Source organism: Lysinibacillus canaveralius, assembly GCF_047301505.1.
In the GTDB taxonomy this organism is placed as follows: domain Bacteria; phylum Bacillota; class Bacilli; order Bacillales_A; family Planococcaceae; genus Lysinibacillus_B.
Window position 1 is genome coordinate 3,027,731 of sequence record NZ_CP154840.1, and the last position, 17,669, is coordinate 3,045,399.

A 17,669-nucleotide genomic window follows, 5' to 3' on the forward strand; every position below is an offset into this window, starting at 1 on the left:
GTATCGTAACCATACCTTTAAAAAACGAGTTAAATTGAACAATTTTATTACCCAACAACTCTTTCCTCATAAAGGCTTTCGTTCTTAAAACTCAAAAGCACCAACTGTCCCGATAAGCTAACTCGTCTGGCCTTGCATGATTTCATATATCTTACGAGCGGTGTTAACATTTCTAATGGTAACTTGTTTGTATAGTTTTGTTCCAATGATATTTGACATCCCGCTTTTGGCTGCATTTTTCTTATCAATAGACCATAGTATCGCTCCAGGGACATATTTCACCGTATCAATAGCTGGTTTGATAACCAATTGCTCAAGAACAGACTCATGATCAATTTCATCCCATAAAAACATGACATCACTTTTCATGTCTTTATTATTTTTCCATGTATCAGGAATAGCTTGTATGATTCCTCTCACATCTTCGATACTGCGCACAATGACTTTAATTTGCAATTCGAAATCAGTATGTATCGCTTCCTCCAAAATATGTGATAGTTCATTTTTTGATAGCCCGCTGTTTGAAAAAATAATATTACCTGTATTAATGTATGTCACCACATCATTCATTCCGGCTCGTTCAAACGTTTGTTTAAGGGACTTCATGTCAATTTTATTTTTTCCGCCTACATTGATTCCTCTAAGAAGAGCGATATAAATCATAACTATCTTCCTTTCACCTTTTTCCTCAGTCATTTTTGGAAACTCTATCACCACTGGGTAGTAGTAGGGGGAAATTTCCAGATAAACAACTATATTTGGCTTACCTTTTCCTGTTATGTAGATTTCGCGGGAACGAGAAACAATTCCTTCTTTCATGAACCAATTACAAAACTTTATGACTTGATTATATAAGTATTCAAATAGCCAAATAAAAAAGCCCGCTACTAATATAAGTAGCGGAACCCGAGGAATATCTTAGCTGTTACACTTCAAAATACAAATGTTTATGCAAGCTGCAGCCTGGATTAAATGAGCTTTTGCAGGATGGGCATGAAGAACGGCAAGCTAAATACTCATTGATTGTAAGCTCATAGCCACAAGTTCCACATAGTACTGCTTTTTGGTGGAACTCATTCTCCGGCCAAACTTGCGGGTTACTGCACCCTTCCTCTTCATGACAGGAAAAGCAAGGAAAATATGTATTGCAGCAATAAAATTTAATGGCAATGCGGTCGATTTCTGTGTGATAATGCAGACAGCGTGTTTCTTTATCAACCTCAGTGCCTTTTATTTCGTGACCATGAAGAAGCATTATATCCCCCTTATTTCCTGAAGCGACGCAAGATCTCACTTTCCATACTTTTGTACAATCGGCTTTAATCGATAACCGAATACTCCTGCAAAAACAGCAAGAATAATATCCTTCGGTAATGGTACAACCATCCATGCCCATGCCATTTCATAAGTAAAGCCCGTTGGTGCCGCAAACCATAGCTTATAGGCTGCGTACATCCAATTCGTCCCTATTATATAGTTGATGGCAGTTCCAACCAACGCTGCAATCACAAATCCTTTTACCGTTGGAAACTTCCGAACGATCTCTCCAACTACGTAGGCAACAATGATATACGAAAGGATGAAGCCAAAAGTAGGCATAGCGAGTGAATCGAGGCCACCCGAGAATTGAGAGAATACAGGCAGACCAACCAGCCCGATAAATGCATAAAAGAGCATAGCAATTGCTCCTGTACGGCTCCCTAATATAATACCAGCTAGTAAAGCAAAAAATGTCTGAAGTGTGATGGGTACACCACCGATAATTAAAAAGGCAGAAATATTAGCACCGATCATCATTAGTACGGAAAACATTGCAATTTGAACCATTTGCAGCGTGCGTGAATGATTTGCTGTTCTGGCTGTTGTAGTCGTCATTTATATCCCTCCTGAAATCCGATGTTAGGGATAGTATATTTAATCGCCTATTATGTGTCAACCTATAATTTTAACAGGTTAACTAAATTGCATTGAGTTTCCTGTTAGTCATTTTCTCTTTAAACAGCCCTATATTAATAGGCAAAAAGAAACGACCAACAAGACCTCTGTTGATCGTTCATTATTTCCATATTAGTCTAAAACGAATTGTGCTAGCACACGCTGTACATCATAAATATTAGCTGTTTTATTAAAGTTTTTTTGTATAGGAACCGTACTGCCGGATATCCAGATTTTTAGTTCTGCATCCAAATCGAACGTACCCGCTGTCTCAACGGAAAAATGAGCGATACTCTTATAAGGGATGGATAGATATTCCGTTTTCTTTCCGGTAACTCCCTGTTTATCAACTACTATTAATCTTTTATTAGTAAATATAAAAATATCCCTGATCACTTTATAGGCACTTTGAATCCGTTCTCCATTAACCAGCAATTGCTGCATCTCTTTTTGTAATCCCTCTGCATTTACTTGACTTGCATTCCCCATTAATCCATCAAAAAGCCCCATCTGTAACACTCCTTTTATTGTAAAAACAAGGTATTACTCTATATGATCAAATCCATATTTTATTCATTATCTTTTCATCTTTATTAAGCATCCTTAGTTAACGCCAAATGTAAAACTCCATTTTGAAAAAGATTGATCAAAGTGGAGTTTTTCGTTTTAGTTAAGTATGGGACTTTTAAAAAAGTTTGATCAGTTCCTAATCGTGCTGCTCCATAATGTACGTCCGATGGCTTGTAGATATTTAGAAATATCAAAAGAGCTCGATCATTAAAATGCAAAATTAGAATACAATTCTTTTGGCAGGCGAATCCTTTTTCAGCCTAAAATCATATTTGTTTGCATTTTGATATCTCGGATCTATATAGCTCGATTTCTCGTCGCCTTTTGAGGCTTTCAGAAATTTTGGGAAGGATGTATATTCTTCCTCTTTCCATATCCAAATACCCGCTTCTCCTATTTCTTTATGGAATACATTCTTTTGTAGTTTATTATTTTGATTGGTTGTAAAATAATTGGAGATAAAAATCCGCGATGGTCCAGCGGTTAAAATATTTCTTTCTATCACATTGTTTTTTGTATCATATTGTAATAATAGCTGTCCCCCATCTAGTCCCTTTGTGTCATTTCGATAAAGAATATTTTGAGAGATAGTAGAATTGATTGTACCTCCCCGATCTTCATCATACCCGCCAATCGATATCCCGGTGTAAAAGTTTTCATAAATAGTATTGTTTATTATCTTAATATTATCTGCGTATTTTTTAGCATGTTCAGAGGTTGCTTCAATTCCAATATCGCTTTTATAAACAGTATTCTTTTCTATGGTTATATTCTTTCCACCATCCACATAAATTCCGCCAGCAGAATAATCCTCTCCATAAGCCGGATTGCCGTAAGAGGATATTTCATAAACTATATTATTCTTTACAATGCCATTTCTCACATAGTCCATTTTTTCATCATGGGAAACACCTTCATAGCCAATCAGGTCAATTCCAATATTATCACTCCGGCGAACAATATTATTTTCTACTTTAAACCCGTCAATATTTCCATTTAGAACAAGGGATTCACTTAATCCGAGTTTTAAATCCTCCAGCGTATTATTTACAACATTTATATCTTTTACTGTATCAGTTCCATATATAGCGATACCATGGGCATTTCCGTCATCTGCATGAGTTTCAATACGCTGCACATTATTATTTTCTAGTGTAATATGGCTGCTAGAGCCTGTTACAAAAATCCCTATTACTGTTTCGTCTTCTAGGTCAGTAGATAAATCCTGGATAGTTAGTCCACTGACGGTCACATAATTTTTATTATTTATCGTCACTAAGGCGGTATCCCCTTCAACATCCTTCAGGTCCTTTCCGCTAAGAACAACCTTCTCCTTGTTGTAGGCTTTAAATATAATTGGTTTTGAATGGGTGCCGCTATGTTTTACGACAAGTTTTTCATGATAATCTCCTTTTCGTATAAAGACGGTAGTACCAGCATCTGCTTCTGATGCTGCTTTTTCTAGTGTGCGAAATGGCTTTGATTTTGTACCAGCATTTTGATCGTTTCCATCTGTCGCAACGTAAATAACTTGAGCCTGCTTATCTTCTTTATTGGTTAAAATAAAAACAGCCGCCATAGCAACTGCAGCCAAGAGGATTAAATAAATGGTTTTCATTAAATCATTCCTTATTAGATATATTTCATAACTTTCATACTATATATAAAATATATCAAACATAGCAAAAAAACTTAATGGGATGCTAGAGCAAAAGGAGGCGCAATCCTTTTACAAGAATTGCGCCCGGTTATGGAATAGCTGAACTTACTTATTTCTTTTTTCACTAATACACAAATTACTTTAAACATATTACTTCAGAAGCTAAAGCATTAGTATACATTTAATGGGAACGGGTCAGAGAAGCTGAATTTTCAACTTTTTTTGTGGCATCTTTGTATTGGGTTTTAACTGAACCCCTTATCATAAGGCTGTCCACTGCCTGCAGGGTAAAAGATAGTTCAGTCAAACACAACGATGTTTATATTTATTGAAACGATTTTTGCTTCACATTCTTTTATGTAAATAGTCTCTGCGTCTATCTCTATTGTTTTCATTATTCATCTTCCGTTAATGATTTAACTGCTGATTCAAGTTAAAATACCATTAATGCTGCAGACTTTTAATATCCTCTACCAACATTTCAACATTTTCCTTTTTTGTAGCCCAACTTGTACAAAACCTTACAACACTATGAGTAGCATTGAATTTTTCCCAGAAGGAAAAAGAATATTTTTTACCCAATTTCGTTAACACATCATTCGGTAAAATCGGGAACTGTTGATTTGTTTTGGAATCATATCGTAATGAATATCCCTTTTCAACAAACGCATCTCGAATCATCATCGCCATATCCACTGCATGCTTAGAAATCTCATAGTATAAGCCGTCTTCAAATAAGGTTTCAAACTGAATACCTAATAATCTTCCCTTTGCCAGCAATCCTCCTTTTTGCTTGATAAAATAGCGAAAATCTTTTTTAAGGTCATCGTTTATGATGACTACTGCTTCACCAAACATTGCGCCTACTTTCGTTCTGCCGATATAGAATACATCACAAAGTTTAGCAATATCTGCTAAGGAGAGATCGCTGCCTTTTGAAACCAGACCATATCCTAAACGAGCGCCATCTATAAACAACGGCAAATTACATTCCTGGCAAACTTTGCTTAATTCCTCCAATTCGGATTTACTATAAGTCGTTCCATTCTCGGTTGGGTGGGAAATGTAAACCAATCCTGGCTGAACTATATGCTCATGAGTGACATCATTCCAATGATCGTCAAATAATTCCTTTACCTGCTCTGCCTTGATTTTTCCATCATCACTCTGCAACGTAAGCACTTTATGGCCAGTGGCTTCAATTGCTCCCGTTTCATGAACCGCGATATGACCTGTAATGGCTGCAACTACACCTTGATGAGGACGCAATATAGAAGAGATAATTGTAGTATTTGCTTGTGTTCCTCCAACTAAGAAGTGTATATCTGCATTCTCTGCATCACACGCTTTTCTAATATAAGTTCTGGCTTTTTCACAATGTTTATCCATACCGTATCCCGGTGTCTGCTCTTCATTAGTCTCCATTAATTGAAGTAGAATTCTCTTATGAGCACCTTCTGCATAATCATTTTCAAAACGTATCATTTATACTTCCCCCAACCTATCTAATTTTTTCCGAATCAATAACATAGAGACATGTATTTCTTCAACCTCATTTTGTAATAATACTTGAAGTAATATTTGAGAATTGCTTACGTATTATTACTAAATTTAATTAATTCATTAATTATTTCGGTATTCTTATATTTAATAACCAGCTTCGTTGGCTTAAAAAGAAGTTTCAATACTAATTTTTGGCAGCCAAGCCAGCACCTTATTTTGCGTTTCCATCTTATTTTTAACCTTGATTAGTTTTTCGACTATTTATTACTTCTCGTTTCGTGGCGAAAATAGGATAGCAGGCAAAGTGTTTTTGCTTATTTTTGGCGTTCAAAGGAAATATAACGCGTGCCTTGAAATGATAATAACCCCAGATCTTTCTCAACTAGCATTCCATACTCCTTGCCCTCAATAACTAATTCCATTCGATCCCCACTTTGTACTTCAAACGTTACATAATATGTAGTGCGCGAATGGTCACCTTGAACGTGAATCCGCTTTGAGGCAACTTCTGCTGGGACCGTAAGAAGGGGGGAATTGTTATTTTTAATGCCCTGCTTAATGCTCGATAGTATGCTAAAAATTATAAAACCAAAAACAATAATAAATATTATGCCGATAAATATAGGAGTAATTGTAAACATCATATCATCAAAAAACATATAGACACTTCCTTTCTGTATTTCTATACGTTCATATTACTAGAAGAGTTTCGATGGATGTTAGATTTTTTGTATGTAACTGGAATTTCATTTATAATTAGTACAAAATTTTCGAAGTTTACTTTTTCCCAACTTAACATACTCATCCATGTTACTGTAGATGGTTACTAAACAATATTGCCCGAGTGTGGGACAAGAAAAAAACCTGCATATCAACACAGGATTAATTTTAATCGATTTTTCTAAGGTCGTGTCAGCTGAACAGGTTCATTATGCTTTTGTAAGCGTACTTGGACGTATGTATTGCAAAGTAATTCCCACTGAAGGCTACTGTTCAACTAATAGAAGATTTGGAGTTTCCAAAACCGAAGCAAAGGCTGAGACAGACGACAAATAAAGTTGTCTGCTTTTTTGTTTTCCAATAAAATGAAAAAGGAGGGATGGAACGTGGCTAAATTATTTGAATTCACATCAAACGGTAAATTTTTTGTTATGGTTGATGATTACAATATAAAGATTCACCCAAAAGGCATAATGAACTTTCTAAATAAGGGTGGAAACAAGAGAGAAAAATCAATTCCAATTAAAGACATTACAGCAATCCAGTTCACTGAACCGAAAATAACGCCTGGATATGTCCAATTTGCTACTAATGGAGCAACCGAAACACGAGGAGGCATTACATTCGCTGTAATGGAAGACAACACTGTTACCTTCACTAGAAAGGAATTAGAAAAAGCTCTTGAAATGATTGAATTAATCGAGTCTAAACGATATGCAGCTACGCACAGTCAATCTCCATCAATTCCCTCGAAATTTTAACTATGAAGGAATTGCTGGATGCAGGAATTCTCACACAAGAGGAATTTGATGCAAAAAAAGCAATTGCTCAGTATATAAGATCATGTTCCTCATAACTATCATGCCTAACTTTTATAATTTGTTGACTGGGTGAAATTACTAATGATATCTATTAAAGATCTCTATGGAGATGGGAGAACAGATTCAGCTTACGTCAAAACAGAAAAAGGGGTATTTTATGAATAAAGATTCTGTAACATTTTTTTTCAATAGAGATCAGGCCTATATTAGATTTCTTATTGGGATAGACGATGAAGTATGGCCAATAGATAAGTTTACAGAAGAAATAGGTGTTACACCTACCGAGGCTTATAAAACAGGGGATATTTTTAAACGCGGAGATAGAAACCTTACTAGATATGCAACTTGCTGGAGTATAGATACTGGGGATGTTTTTTTACGTTATGAAGATAATGAAGATGAAAAATTATTTGAATCCTTAATTGAATCTTTGCAATCAAAGGTTGAACTAATCAACGAATATAGAAAGAAATATAATCTAACTTGTATTTTCTTCATTCATTACAAATTTCTTGATGCACAAACACCTGGAATGCGGTTACATCCCAGTGTTATTTCGTTTGCAAATAGTGTTGAAGCAATAATAGATGTGTATATAGATAATGAAAAATCACTACAAAATCAATGAAATTTTTAAAATAGCGCTTTACATAGCTACCAATAGGCATTTTTTATATTTAGCTTATCGAAGAATATTTGTAGAAAACCCGCTTTCATTATCGGTAACGGGTTTCTTCTTTGTTTAATCAATTGTTCCTATAATCGTTACGTACCCCAGCTTGCCGGTATTAATGATTTTAGTAGCAGCATCTACAGCAGCAGGCAATAAAGTATATCTGCCGCTTATAAAGCGCCAGCCATTCTCGCTGCTATTGAGCTGCTGAGGTTCTGCGTATAACAAATAGCCTTCCCTCAGTAAATTATTCATCGCAGTTTCCATGGCTTCCTGTGTTTCAAATCTTCCGGACTGAATTCTAAAGGCTTGGGCCCCATCCATAATACGATACTCAATCTTCCCCGCTGCATTGCCTCCTTCAAGCACCTGTTTAATCCGAAGAACTAAACGAAGAACATGATTCTTTTCATGCTCCTGTCCGTTTACTGCCCCGGTATCATGACCGCCATGACCGGCATCTAGACATACGGTGCCATTAGCCTTTCCTAACGACGTTAATGTTTCACGGATTGCTCTAGCATACATTTGAGCTGATTGTTCGATAAATTGCGGATTGGTCTGTAGCTGTAAATCTACTGGATTAGAAATAAAAAGGTGCTCTGCTAGGATGGCAGGCATCGTTGTCTGACGAAGCACCTGATAACTCGCTGTTTTCATACCGCGGTTACGAATTCCTCTTTCATTTAAAAATTGAGCGACTACATTATGAAACACACTGCGTGCCGCTATCGTCGTTGATGCTGCATTTCCAGAAATATAATCCTCATAGCCCGTAGCAGATTGATTGGTCGCACTATTTTCATGAAAAGAGAGAAATAAATCAACTCCTGCTCTATTTGCAATGTTTGCCCGTTCAGAAAGCATCAAATAGGTATCAGTAGATCGTGTGAGAATGACATTTACCATGTTAGATGATCCTCCTTTGATTTACTCTATTTTATGACTTCCCTACTACCTAATTGCCGGCGGTTGTCGGGGCAATGATAATTTCTAGAAGCGCTATCATTGAGTCTTATAGATACTTTTGCTGATTATGGGAACCTTTAAATAAGCAGCCTATTTCCTCCTTTGCAGAATTCAATTTATCAGGTATATGTATTTCTATTAGTTTTATTTCTTCTACATGATGAAATATATCAAATGCATAGCAAGCATCTTTATAAAAATAAATTTTTCATCATCTTCATTGTTATGAAATCTCCGCTTACTAATAGGTTTTTGTCCTAACTCGATAATATAGAAGCGTTCAATCTCAAGCGATTGTATTGTTTTATCATTTTGTTCATCAGAGTAAACCATTATATAGTCATATATTTTAATCATCATTCAGAAGAACAATGGATACTGTCTATTTACTAGGTTTCATAATGTACTTCAGCACTGATTTCCTTTAACTTTTTAGCATTTGCCATTCTGAAAGATTTCATAACGTTAATATGCTTGTATTTGCTACATAACCATAAATAATATATGTATCATTCTCTAATCGATATGGAATGGATAATTCCTTTAATAGTTTGACAAATTCATCTGTAATATCAATTACTTCCGGTGATACTAGACGACCACGGTGTTTCAAATATCTTGGCCTTACCCGAATCCACTCGACACTGTAAAATGGGACAATACCCTCTATCCAATCTCCCCAATATGAAACATCCGTTTCAAATTCTTCCGGGTATAACCGACCCTCTAACAAATACTTAGCTTGGTATGGCGGCGGAAATAATAAAGTATTTATAACCGCATCTTGGAGTTCCCGCCACTTTGTATCATTCATGACCGAAACTAAATTTCTTTCAGCAACGGTCTTCATTACTCTTGCTTTGTTTTGATTTGGTACCATATTGAAACCTCCGTTCGATAAGTGATTTGTTTATGTAGTGGATGAGTGTGAAGATTTCATGTTGTGAGTCAACTACAACATCATCCACCCTTCCTAAACCTTTCATAACAGCAATCATTCATATTGTTTGTACGGCTACATATCACGAAGCAGCGAAGTATCCAAATACTCTTTCCCCAAATAACCGCTGCAGATAACAGGGCGGTTAATGATTTCATACAATTTCTTCAAATCCGATATATATTCTTGGGTCCAAGTTTCAAACGAATCAAATTCCGCCTTAGAAATTTGATGGTACTCCGGGGAGTCAGTTACTCCCGTCAGCACCTCATACGCATAAATAGTATCGCCAAACTTTCCTACAGACTGGTACCTGCCTGTTTTCAGGCGGACATATTCGGTGTATCTCAAGGTCATCACTCAGCCTTTCATTTAATTGCGACTCCTGTAATCCAGACAATCACTTCCTATGAGGATTGCTTATCTTCTATAATAATTTCTGTGAATCATATTCCTTTAATTTAGTTTCAATGTAATTCCAAGCATCTGATACTTCCCTGAATACCCAGCCAATTTCATTTATTCCTTCAGAACCCCTTACTCCTACTATCAGGGTTCTAATTGCTTCTTCAGATTTATCCCCAACAATTAATGCAATGGGAAATGGCATATCTCTGTACCTGTAGCTACCAACAGCAAATACACTTTCTAGTTGATCTCCCCATTCATAAGACAGTTCACTTAAATCTATGATCAATCCACCTGGTTCCCAAGCTTCTAAAACGGCTTCACCAATGGCTCTCATGAAAATGGCATCTGAATTGCCTGCTGAACCAAAACCATACACCCCAATAAACTTCAGTATCATGATTTCGACATAATTTACTTCGCTGGATTTACCCATATGAACTTCATATTTAATTTCACTCAATTCTTCCAATCTTATTTGAGTTGTAGATATCTTCATATGTTCCTCCTTCTTATGGAAAATCTAATTAAAAATCTATTTTTTTAATTCCATTCAAAATAATTTTGTCAGGATATTCTTAACTGTTTTTCATAACTAAGTCCTCATTGGATTACTTTAACTCAAGTCTTGTATCCTATTTATTAGGAGGCAGGGCCGTTCATACCTTATCTTATTAGCAAACCCAAGTTTTAGAAAAAAGAGCCCCTCCTAAATTTAGAAGAGCCTCTCCTTAGCATTCACTGTTCTCAAAGATATTTAAAGTCTTGGATATCCATATTGTACTTTTTGAATTCATTTCGTCATTGCTGTATGTTCAGTCCGTTCACTAGTTCATTCAAGTCGCGGCCCTGCAGCGCGCCTGCCACAAGCTCCGGCAGCATGCCTGGTGTACAGGCGAAGCAAGGTGTACCATCGCGGGAGAGTTGTCTAGCCAGCCGTTCATCGTAAAACGGACGTCCGCTATCCGACAACGACAGAAGGCACAGCGTCTGCACGCCCGATTCACGCATTTCTCGCATGCGGCGCACCAGTGCTGATCGGTTGCCGCCCTCGTATAGGTCGGTTATGAGAATAAACAGTGTCTTTTTCGGTTCTTCGATAAACGACTCACAGTACGCAACCGACTTGTTAATGTCCGTTCCCCCACCAAGTTGGACGCCGAACAGCATGTCGACAGGATCATCCGCGCACTGCTCCGTAAGATCAACGACCTCTGTGTCGAACACAACAACGCGGGTATTCAGCGCCGGCATGCTGGCGAAGACCGCGCCCGTTACCGAAGCCCAGATGACCGACTCTGCCATCGATCCGCTTTGGTCGATGTCGAGAATGACAGTCCATTCTTTATTACGCCGGGCCCGGTCGAAATAATAGAATTTTTCGGGTATGAGGATGTTCCGCTCCTGATCATAATGCTTCAGATTACGCTGGATCGTCCGCTTCCAGTCCAGTCCACTGAGCGAAGGCAGCGGTGTATGCTGCCGTTTGTTCAGCGCCCCGGTCACAGCACGTTGCATGTCTTCCTTTAAGCGAGCCATCAGGTCGTCAACAACAGCCTTGACGAGGAGGCGGGCGGTCTCTTTCGTCTTCTCGGGAATTTTTCCCTTGAGCGCCATCAACATACCGACCATCTGGATATCCGGCTTTACCGATGCCAATAGTTCCGGCTCGAATAGAAGCTGCTTCCATCCCTTGCGCTCAATCGCATCGTTCTGGATGATAGAGACAACATCCTCCGCAAACAGGCTACGTACATCACCGAGCCAGCGGGACAGGTTTACCGCTCCTCTTCCTCCACCCGCACCGCGGCCGGAGACGTTTCCTACGCTCCGTCCAGAAGTGCCGCTAGACAAGCTGTCGTCCGTCTCGTCATATATAGCTGCCAGCGCGGCATCCATGATTGCTTCTTCTTCCGTCAACTGCACTGCGTCGCTTCCGGTCAATTCTTCAAGCTTACTCTGTGCGGCTTCGCCTAAGATTAATCGCCAGCGAGATACAGAGTGTTCCAGTTTTCCGTTCGTTTGATCCGTCATTTTAAAAATCCTCAAAATCAAATTCATTTAATTCATCAACCATTTTGTTCTCTTCCTCCTTCAGATCTCCGGTCAAAATTTCAGCTACCTGCTCCGCATGAACCCCCCATAACTCACCCAGTGTTTCGGCAATCATCGTTTTTTCTTGCGGCGAGAAAGAACTGAATGCCCGGCGAAGAAATACGAGTGCCCGCCTGAATTGATCATCGTCCAGCGAAAGGATGTAATCGTTTAACTGCTCCCATAGGCTCATTCGAGACAGCAGGGCGTATCGGTTGCGCATAGAGAGTCCTTCAAACCAGCCTGCCCCAAGGTCGGATGGTATGCCCGGCGACAGTCGGCGCGACACTTCCGCAGCACACTGGTTCGCATCCATCTCTCCTCGTTCCAGCAGCAAAGCGCAGGCGAAGCCGGAAAGCTTCGGGTTCCGATCGTCCCGCTCGGACAACTCGTTCAGTCCAGCCAACCAAAGCGGCACGTCGACAATGTCGTCATGCTCCTGGGCAATGCGGTTCAAGTCACTCATGGCAGCAACCATACTGTACGCCGCTTCATCATTACAATTAGCTGCATCAGTCAAGTACAGGCAGCCGCGGTAGAACAACTGCTCCAGCAACGGCACAAGTGCGACAGTATCCACACGGCGAATATCGCCGAAGGCAATGATGCGCGACAGCTCGGCTGCGGCTGCTGCGATTTGGACCACATCTCGACTGTCAGCCGCTAAAGACTGCAGCACACGGCGCCCATCTTCCATTTGGGCAGTCATACCGCAGCGGACGGAGACGCCGATCAAATCGGATGCCTCCGCAATGGAAGTACAGTTTTCCAGCTTCTCTCTCAATCGATGTGCGCTGGCAATCTCAATCGTTTCGCCTAGCAGCGTAGACTCAATGACCCTGATTTCGGCCTCTGGGGTCCATTGAATAACCCAGTCCTCGGCCCAAACAGCACGGTCTGCTCCAGCTGGACGAGAGCTCACAAACGGGATCTCCAAAAGCTCCAGACGACGAAACAGGAAAGAGCGGTTCAGGTCGAGAAAGGCGGATTCCTGTGACGAAACCCGGCGATTTTCCCTCAGGTCAAGGGACAAATCCGTTGCGACGGCGGTCTTGTATTTGGTCAGCTTGAGCCGCTTCAATTCGCGGTTCAAGTCATCCTGGAGCGGCGTTTGGCTAACCCCTTCGGCTAGGGAGCCGATTTCCGTGCCGACATCAACGCGGGCCAATGCCTCGGCTACCACCGACAGCTCGCCGCGGCCAAGCAGCGTTTGCGCCGCGTCTCGCAGCTCCATCAGTGTCGGCGCACTACCTCCGTGCAGTGAAGCGAGCCCTTCGGCTAACCGCACCGCTTCTATGACCTCGGCGGTGGAGCGGTAAGTGCCGGATGCCCGCAGCAGACGGGCTGCACTGGAAAGGTACAGTCTTGACAGTTCCTCCGGCCGGCCGCTCTCCATCGCTTCCCACATCATCTGGTAGTAGTGCGGGGCAGCGTTACCCGCCCCGTAGCCCGAAAGGCTGGACAGCCGATAATACGAATATGGCATCAGCGTCAACTTGGTCCGGCGGGAAGGCATCGTGGCCATCTCTTCATCGCTCATTGCGCCAATAGAAGGATATTCTAGTGCAGCGGCATGGTATGCGCCGCAAACGACAACCACCTTCGCCGGATCATGACCCGATTCAATCACTTTCATAATTTGCCGCCGCATATAAGCTTCACGCACCTGGTTATATGCATGCTCTTCCGGCTGCTCGGCTCGCTCTCGCTCTTCACCAAGGCTCCTTATCTCGTCGGAGTAGGCAAGTATGGCTTCCCGGTAAGCGTCCGTGTTGGCATTATGCTCAAAATGACGTTCCCAGTAGGTTTCGTAATCGTGCTCGCCGGCCAGTTCAGCAATCCGTTCATAAACCGAGGGTTCCGATGAGAAGGTCTCCCCTCCAATCGAAGACGTTCTAGAAATTTGCTGCGGTCCAGGCACCGGCAATTTCTGAGTTAACGACGCCTCTTTCGCCATCTCTTCTAATGCGATGTTCTTTTGTGGGTGGCGTCCTTCCTCTTTGCGTCGCCGCAAATCCTCCAGTGTTATCGCCACACCTGACGGCAGGTCGATCAATTTGCAGTCTGAGCCGTTCTCGGAAGCCCATCGCATCGCCTGCAGTTCCGGCGAATAAATGGCGAATGGCCAAAGCGCTGTCCGCACAGGCATTTCATCCGTAAAGGCCAGCACTGCCACGGGCGGCACGGTCATCGGATGAATCAGATCTTCGATCCGGTCCGTTGCGTCCGATGGTCCTTCAATCAAAACAGCCGTTGGGCGGATGCGGTTCAGATATTCCAAGAGATGGCGGGCACCTCCAGGGGAGAGGTGCCGAACGCCAAAGACAGGGACCCGGATATCTTCCGTGGCAAACATCACTCGTTCAGCTCCCTGCACGCCTGATACAATCCGCGCCACTCCGATCCCCGTTTCTTCATAACGTTATTAAGATATTCCTTCCATACTAATTTGTCCTTATCATCATCCTTCACGATTGCGCCCTGCAGACCGGCGGCCAGATCTTCGTCCGTCAGTTCACCGCTTCCAAAGCTCGCTGCCAGTGCCATGCTGTTCGTCAGAAGAGATATTGCTTCGGCAGTGGAGATAACGCCCCCGGGGGATTTCAGTTTCTCCTTACGGTCGAGCGTCATCCCACTGCGCAGCTCTCGGAAGATAGTCACGACTTTTAGCAGTGCTTCGTCCGCTGGAGGAGCTGACTGCAGCTGATATGAAGCAGCAATCTCGCCTACACGTTTTTTGACGATGGAGAGTTCCGTCTCAAGATCGGAAGGAGACGGCAGCACAATGATATTAAATCGCCTTTTGAGAGCGGCGGACATCTCGTTAACGCCGCGGTCCCTTGTGTTCGCCGTTGCGATGATTGAGAAACCTTTGCGGGCAATTGTCTCGCTGCCAAGTTCGGGGACCGAGACGGTCTTTTCGGATAAAATGGAGATCAGCGCATCTTGAACCTCTGATGCGCAGCGCGAAATTTCCTCGAAGCGTGCGATGCTGCCTTCTTCCATTGCACGCATAATCGGGCTGCGCACCAATGCCTCCGGCGTCGGGCCGTTCGCGAGCAGCATGGCGTAGTTCCATGAATAACGGACCTGCTCTTCGCTCGTGCCTGCCGTGCCTTGTACGACAAGTCCTGATTTGCCGCAGACCGCGGCCGACAGATTCTCGGACAACCACGATTTGGCCGTGCCCGGCTCGCCGATCAGAAGCAGCGCGCGGTCCGTAACGAGCGTTGCGATGGCCATCTCAACCAGCCGTTTATTTCCGATGTATTTTGGCGTGATATCCAATTTCCCGGCTTTGCCTCCAGTAATATACTTCAGTACGGCACGGGGCGACATCTGCCAACCCGGTGGAACCGCTCCCTTGTCTTCCTTTTTCAGTGCCTCAATTTCATCGTAATAGAGCAGCTCCGCTGGAAGGCGCATGGCATCCTGCGACTGCTTGTTTGCTATGGACATATCACGTTCTCCTCTCGATTTTAGTTTTCTTGGAATTATATCGAAGCAGCTCGGCGGCGAAGCGTATGAATGATTTCTTCAAGATTTACCTTCAGGCCGTCATACTTAATGTCCTTAAGCAGTGCCTCTAAACGGTCCGCGATCTCTGCAGCCATATGGTCAGGAGCTTGGAGCAGCCGTTCGCTCTCCTCGTAATACATACTGTATGTGCGTTTCCAATCTTTTTTCTCCATCCATTTCAAGAGGAGATTATATTTTATTTCCACATCGAAGCCGCCGGCATCAAGCGCAGCGAAAATATACGGCCCATCATGATTGTTCGCATTCTCTACTGCTTGCTCAATATAAGGCAGCAGCTTCGGATTCCCGGGTGCAGCCAGTGCAGATACTAGCTGCAGATTATCTCGCTCAATTAGCCAATCGAGCCAGCGCGGATCCCATTCCACTTCAATTCTTTCCTGTGGCAGCCGGCTGCGTATATACCCTTTATAGACATACAGCTCTTCCTTAAGCGTATCAAGCAGCGCCATCTGCGCTTCTTGGGACTTCTTCGTTACAAGAGTCTTAAGGCGTCCCCAGCCCGAACCGACGTACTGATCGTACAGTTCAGCAGGCGTCAGTCTGCGCTTTGTCGCTCGGAATGCGTATTGCAAATAAATCGGGTTCTGTTCTTCCAGGTGCTTAAGCACAGCCAGCGCTTCGTCCGTATCCATATTCTCTAGGTAAGCTGCAGCCTGTATCAAAACACGTCTACGCTCCCATTCAGAGAGTCGGCCCAGGGCGGGGTATTCCAATGGGTTTCCGGCTAGGTCCAAATACAGCTGTCCCAGTTTAGAATGATGGGCATTTTTGAAAGCGATTAGGAAAGGCTCCAGCTCGTTCCATTGCTTTTCCTTACCCTTCTTATCCACTTCTCCTGTGCCTTCCTTCCGGAGCCGCTCTTCAAAAAGCGGCAGAAGCATATCGATCATTTCTGTAGCCGGAGCATGGCCGATCGCTTCGGCCGCCAGCATAGCATTCTTTCCCTTGAAAGAATCGTACAGCCGCTGTCGCGCCGCTTCCGAATTACAGACCGCTAATGCTCTGTATGCACCTTCCCGGACCGCCTTTTTCTTGTCTTGCGACCACTCCAGCAGCCGTGTCTCATAACCCGGATACGGGCCTATGCAGGCGATTGCTGCAGATCTTATCTTATCAGTCCCTTCTTCGGCCGCACGTACAAGCAGTTCCAGTGACCGATTATCTTCCGGATCGACGCCAAGCTCTCTTACGACCTGCAGGCGCCGTTCTTCTTCACGTCCTCCCTGCATATCCAGCTCAGACAGCAGGTATGGTACAATGGCGCGGCCGTAGCTCGGCAGAATGTTCCGTGCGGCAAAGTCCGCAATCTCTGAATAGGAATCTCCGAGAGCCTTCATAGCAAAAGGGAACAGCCGTAAATCACGAAACAGCCCCTGCTCATACGCCGACGTTACAATTTCATACCGGCCTCCCCCAGATTCGGACAACGCGTTCTGTACTTCCGTCAACTGACGATAGGAGTAAATCGTCATCAGCTCTGGCATTTCGCTATCTCTTTCCTTTTCTATCCGAACCTGTCCTTCTGCTGCTGTGACTCCTTGCGTCGAAAGCACCGAATTTAACAACAGCGATACATCTTGAAGCCGGACAGCTCTCACTTCCGGATCCGCAGGACCTGCCAGCGCAGCCACTCCTTCGGCCAGCCTTTTAAATACCGGTGCCCGCTCCCCTAGCTGTGCCAGCTTCGGCTCCAGCCTTTTTAGGCGGAAATCTTCTGCCGCCAGGTCACTGCCTGCAATATATAGTCGGCGCAGTTCGCCTTGAAGTTCCTGCAATAAAGTCGTGCTCATTCGTTTCTCCTCCCGGTTTCCCGTTTTCCGTTAATTACAAGGCTTA

At 42.8% G+C, this 17,669-nt stretch carries 18 protein-coding genes; 3 read left to right on the top strand and 15 right to left on the bottom strand.

Annotated elements, in window-relative coordinates; translation table 11 throughout:
• Positions 1–117: 117 nt before the first annotated feature.
• From AA0Y26_RS15345 to AA0Y26_RS15375, 7 genes are all read right to left on the bottom strand, one after another.
• Positions 118–663, bottom strand: coding sequence for a DUF1697 domain-containing protein (locus AA0Y26_RS15345; protein ID WP_413368237.1), 546 nt, complete (start codon positions 661–663; stop codon positions 118–120).
• Positions 664–925: 262 nt separating this feature from the next.
• Positions 926–1,255, bottom strand: coding sequence for a CHY zinc finger protein (locus AA0Y26_RS15350; RefSeq protein WP_413362956.1), 330 nt, complete (start codon positions 1,253–1,255; stop codon positions 926–928).
• 35 nt (positions 1,256–1,290) lie between these two features.
• Positions 1,291–1,875 carry a biotin transporter BioY gene (locus AA0Y26_RS15355; RefSeq protein WP_413362957.1) on the bottom strand — a complete coding sequence of 195 codons (585 nt, stop codon included), beginning with the start codon at positions 1,873–1,875 and terminating at the stop codon, positions 1,291–1,293.
• Between the two features lie 192 nt (positions 1,876–2,067).
• Complete coding sequence (locus AA0Y26_RS15360; RefSeq protein WP_413362958.1) at positions 2,068–2,445, bottom strand: PH domain-containing protein; 378 nt, start codon at positions 2,443–2,445, stop codon at positions 2,068–2,070.
• A 280-nt stretch (positions 2,446–2,725) separates the two neighbouring features.
• Entirely contained in the window at positions 2,726–4,123 is a 1,398-nt protein-coding gene (locus AA0Y26_RS15365) for a DUF1565 domain-containing protein (RefSeq protein ID WP_413362959.1), read from the bottom strand.
• Between the two features lie 486 nt (positions 4,124–4,609).
• On the bottom strand, positions 4,610–5,650 hold the full coding sequence (locus AA0Y26_RS15370; RefSeq protein ID WP_413362960.1) for a threonine aldolase family protein: 1,041 nt from the start codon (positions 5,648–5,650) through the stop codon (positions 4,610–4,612).
• 332 nt (positions 5,651–5,982) lie between these two features.
• Positions 5,983–6,327, bottom strand: a complete 345-nt coding sequence (locus AA0Y26_RS15375; RefSeq protein ID WP_413362961.1) for a DUF2500 domain-containing protein — start codon at positions 6,325–6,327, stop codon at positions 5,983–5,985.
• A 447-nt stretch (positions 6,328–6,774) separates the two neighbouring features.
• Here AA0Y26_RS15375 and AA0Y26_RS15380 point away from each other — a divergent pair, with 447 nt between their 5' ends.
• The 3 genes from AA0Y26_RS15380 to AA0Y26_RS15390 all read left to right on the top strand — a co-directional run bounded on the left by AA0Y26_RS15380 (position 6,775) and on the right by AA0Y26_RS15390 (position 7,837).
• Entirely contained in the window at positions 6,775–7,149 is a 375-nt protein-coding gene (locus AA0Y26_RS15380) for a DUF4429 domain-containing protein (RefSeq protein WP_413362962.1), read from the top strand.
• A gap of 2 nt (positions 7,150–7,151) precedes the next feature.
• Positions 7,152–7,244 carry an SHOCT domain-containing protein gene (locus AA0Y26_RS15385; RefSeq protein WP_413362963.1) on the top strand — a complete coding sequence of 31 codons (93 nt, stop codon included), beginning with the start codon at positions 7,152–7,154 and terminating at the stop codon, positions 7,242–7,244.
• 122 nt (positions 7,245–7,366) lie between these two features.
• Positions 7,367–7,837: a DUF4279 domain-containing protein gene (locus AA0Y26_RS15390; RefSeq protein ID WP_413362964.1), complete on the top strand. Its 471-nt coding sequence runs from the start codon at positions 7,367–7,369 to the stop codon at positions 7,835–7,837.
• Positions 7,838–7,951: 114 nt separating this feature from the next.
• On the opposite strand, the gene AA0Y26_RS15395 is transcribed toward AA0Y26_RS15390, so the two are convergent.
• From AA0Y26_RS15395 to AA0Y26_RS15430, 8 genes are all read right to left on the bottom strand, one after another.
• Complete coding sequence (locus tag AA0Y26_RS15395) at positions 7,952–8,791, bottom strand: N-acetylmuramoyl-L-alanine amidase (protein WP_413362965.1); 840 nt, start codon at positions 8,789–8,791, stop codon at positions 7,952–7,954.
• A 517-nt stretch (positions 8,792–9,308) separates the two neighbouring features.
• Positions 9,309–9,731 carry a DUF6678 family protein gene (locus AA0Y26_RS15400; RefSeq protein WP_413362966.1) on the bottom strand — a complete coding sequence of 141 codons (423 nt, stop codon included), beginning with the start codon at positions 9,729–9,731 and terminating at the stop codon, positions 9,309–9,311.
• A gap of 135 nt (positions 9,732–9,866) precedes the next feature.
• Entirely contained in the window at positions 9,867–10,148 is a 282-nt protein-coding gene (locus AA0Y26_RS15405) for a hypothetical protein (RefSeq protein WP_413362967.1), read from the bottom strand.
• 70 nt (positions 10,149–10,218) lie between these two features.
• The gene (locus AA0Y26_RS15410) at positions 10,219–10,698 is read right to left on the bottom strand and encodes a hypothetical protein (protein ID WP_413362968.1); all 480 of its coding nucleotides are present in this window, start codon (positions 10,696–10,698) and stop codon (positions 10,219–10,221) included.
• Between the two features lie 302 nt (positions 10,699–11,000).
• Positions 11,001–12,260 carry a VWA domain-containing protein gene (locus AA0Y26_RS15415; protein WP_413362969.1) on the bottom strand — a complete coding sequence of 420 codons (1,260 nt, stop codon included), beginning with the start codon at positions 12,258–12,260 and terminating at the stop codon, positions 11,001–11,003.
• Complete coding sequence (locus AA0Y26_RS15420; RefSeq protein WP_413368239.1) at positions 12,235–14,649, bottom strand: DUF5682 family protein; 2,415 nt, start codon at positions 14,647–14,649, stop codon at positions 12,235–12,237. Before AA0Y26_RS15420 ends, AA0Y26_RS15415 begins: the two co-directional genes overlap by 26 nt.
• Positions 14,649–15,752: an AAA family ATPase gene (locus AA0Y26_RS15425; protein WP_036155348.1), complete on the bottom strand. Its 1,104-nt coding sequence runs from the start codon at positions 15,750–15,752 to the stop codon at positions 14,649–14,651. Before AA0Y26_RS15425 ends, AA0Y26_RS15420 begins: the two co-directional genes overlap by 1 nt.
• Before the next feature lie 35 nt (positions 15,753–15,787).
• Positions 15,788–17,623, bottom strand: coding sequence for a HEAT repeat domain-containing protein (locus AA0Y26_RS15430; protein ID WP_413362970.1), 1,836 nt, complete (start codon positions 17,621–17,623; stop codon positions 15,788–15,790).
• Positions 17,624–17,669 lie beyond the last annotated feature (46 nt).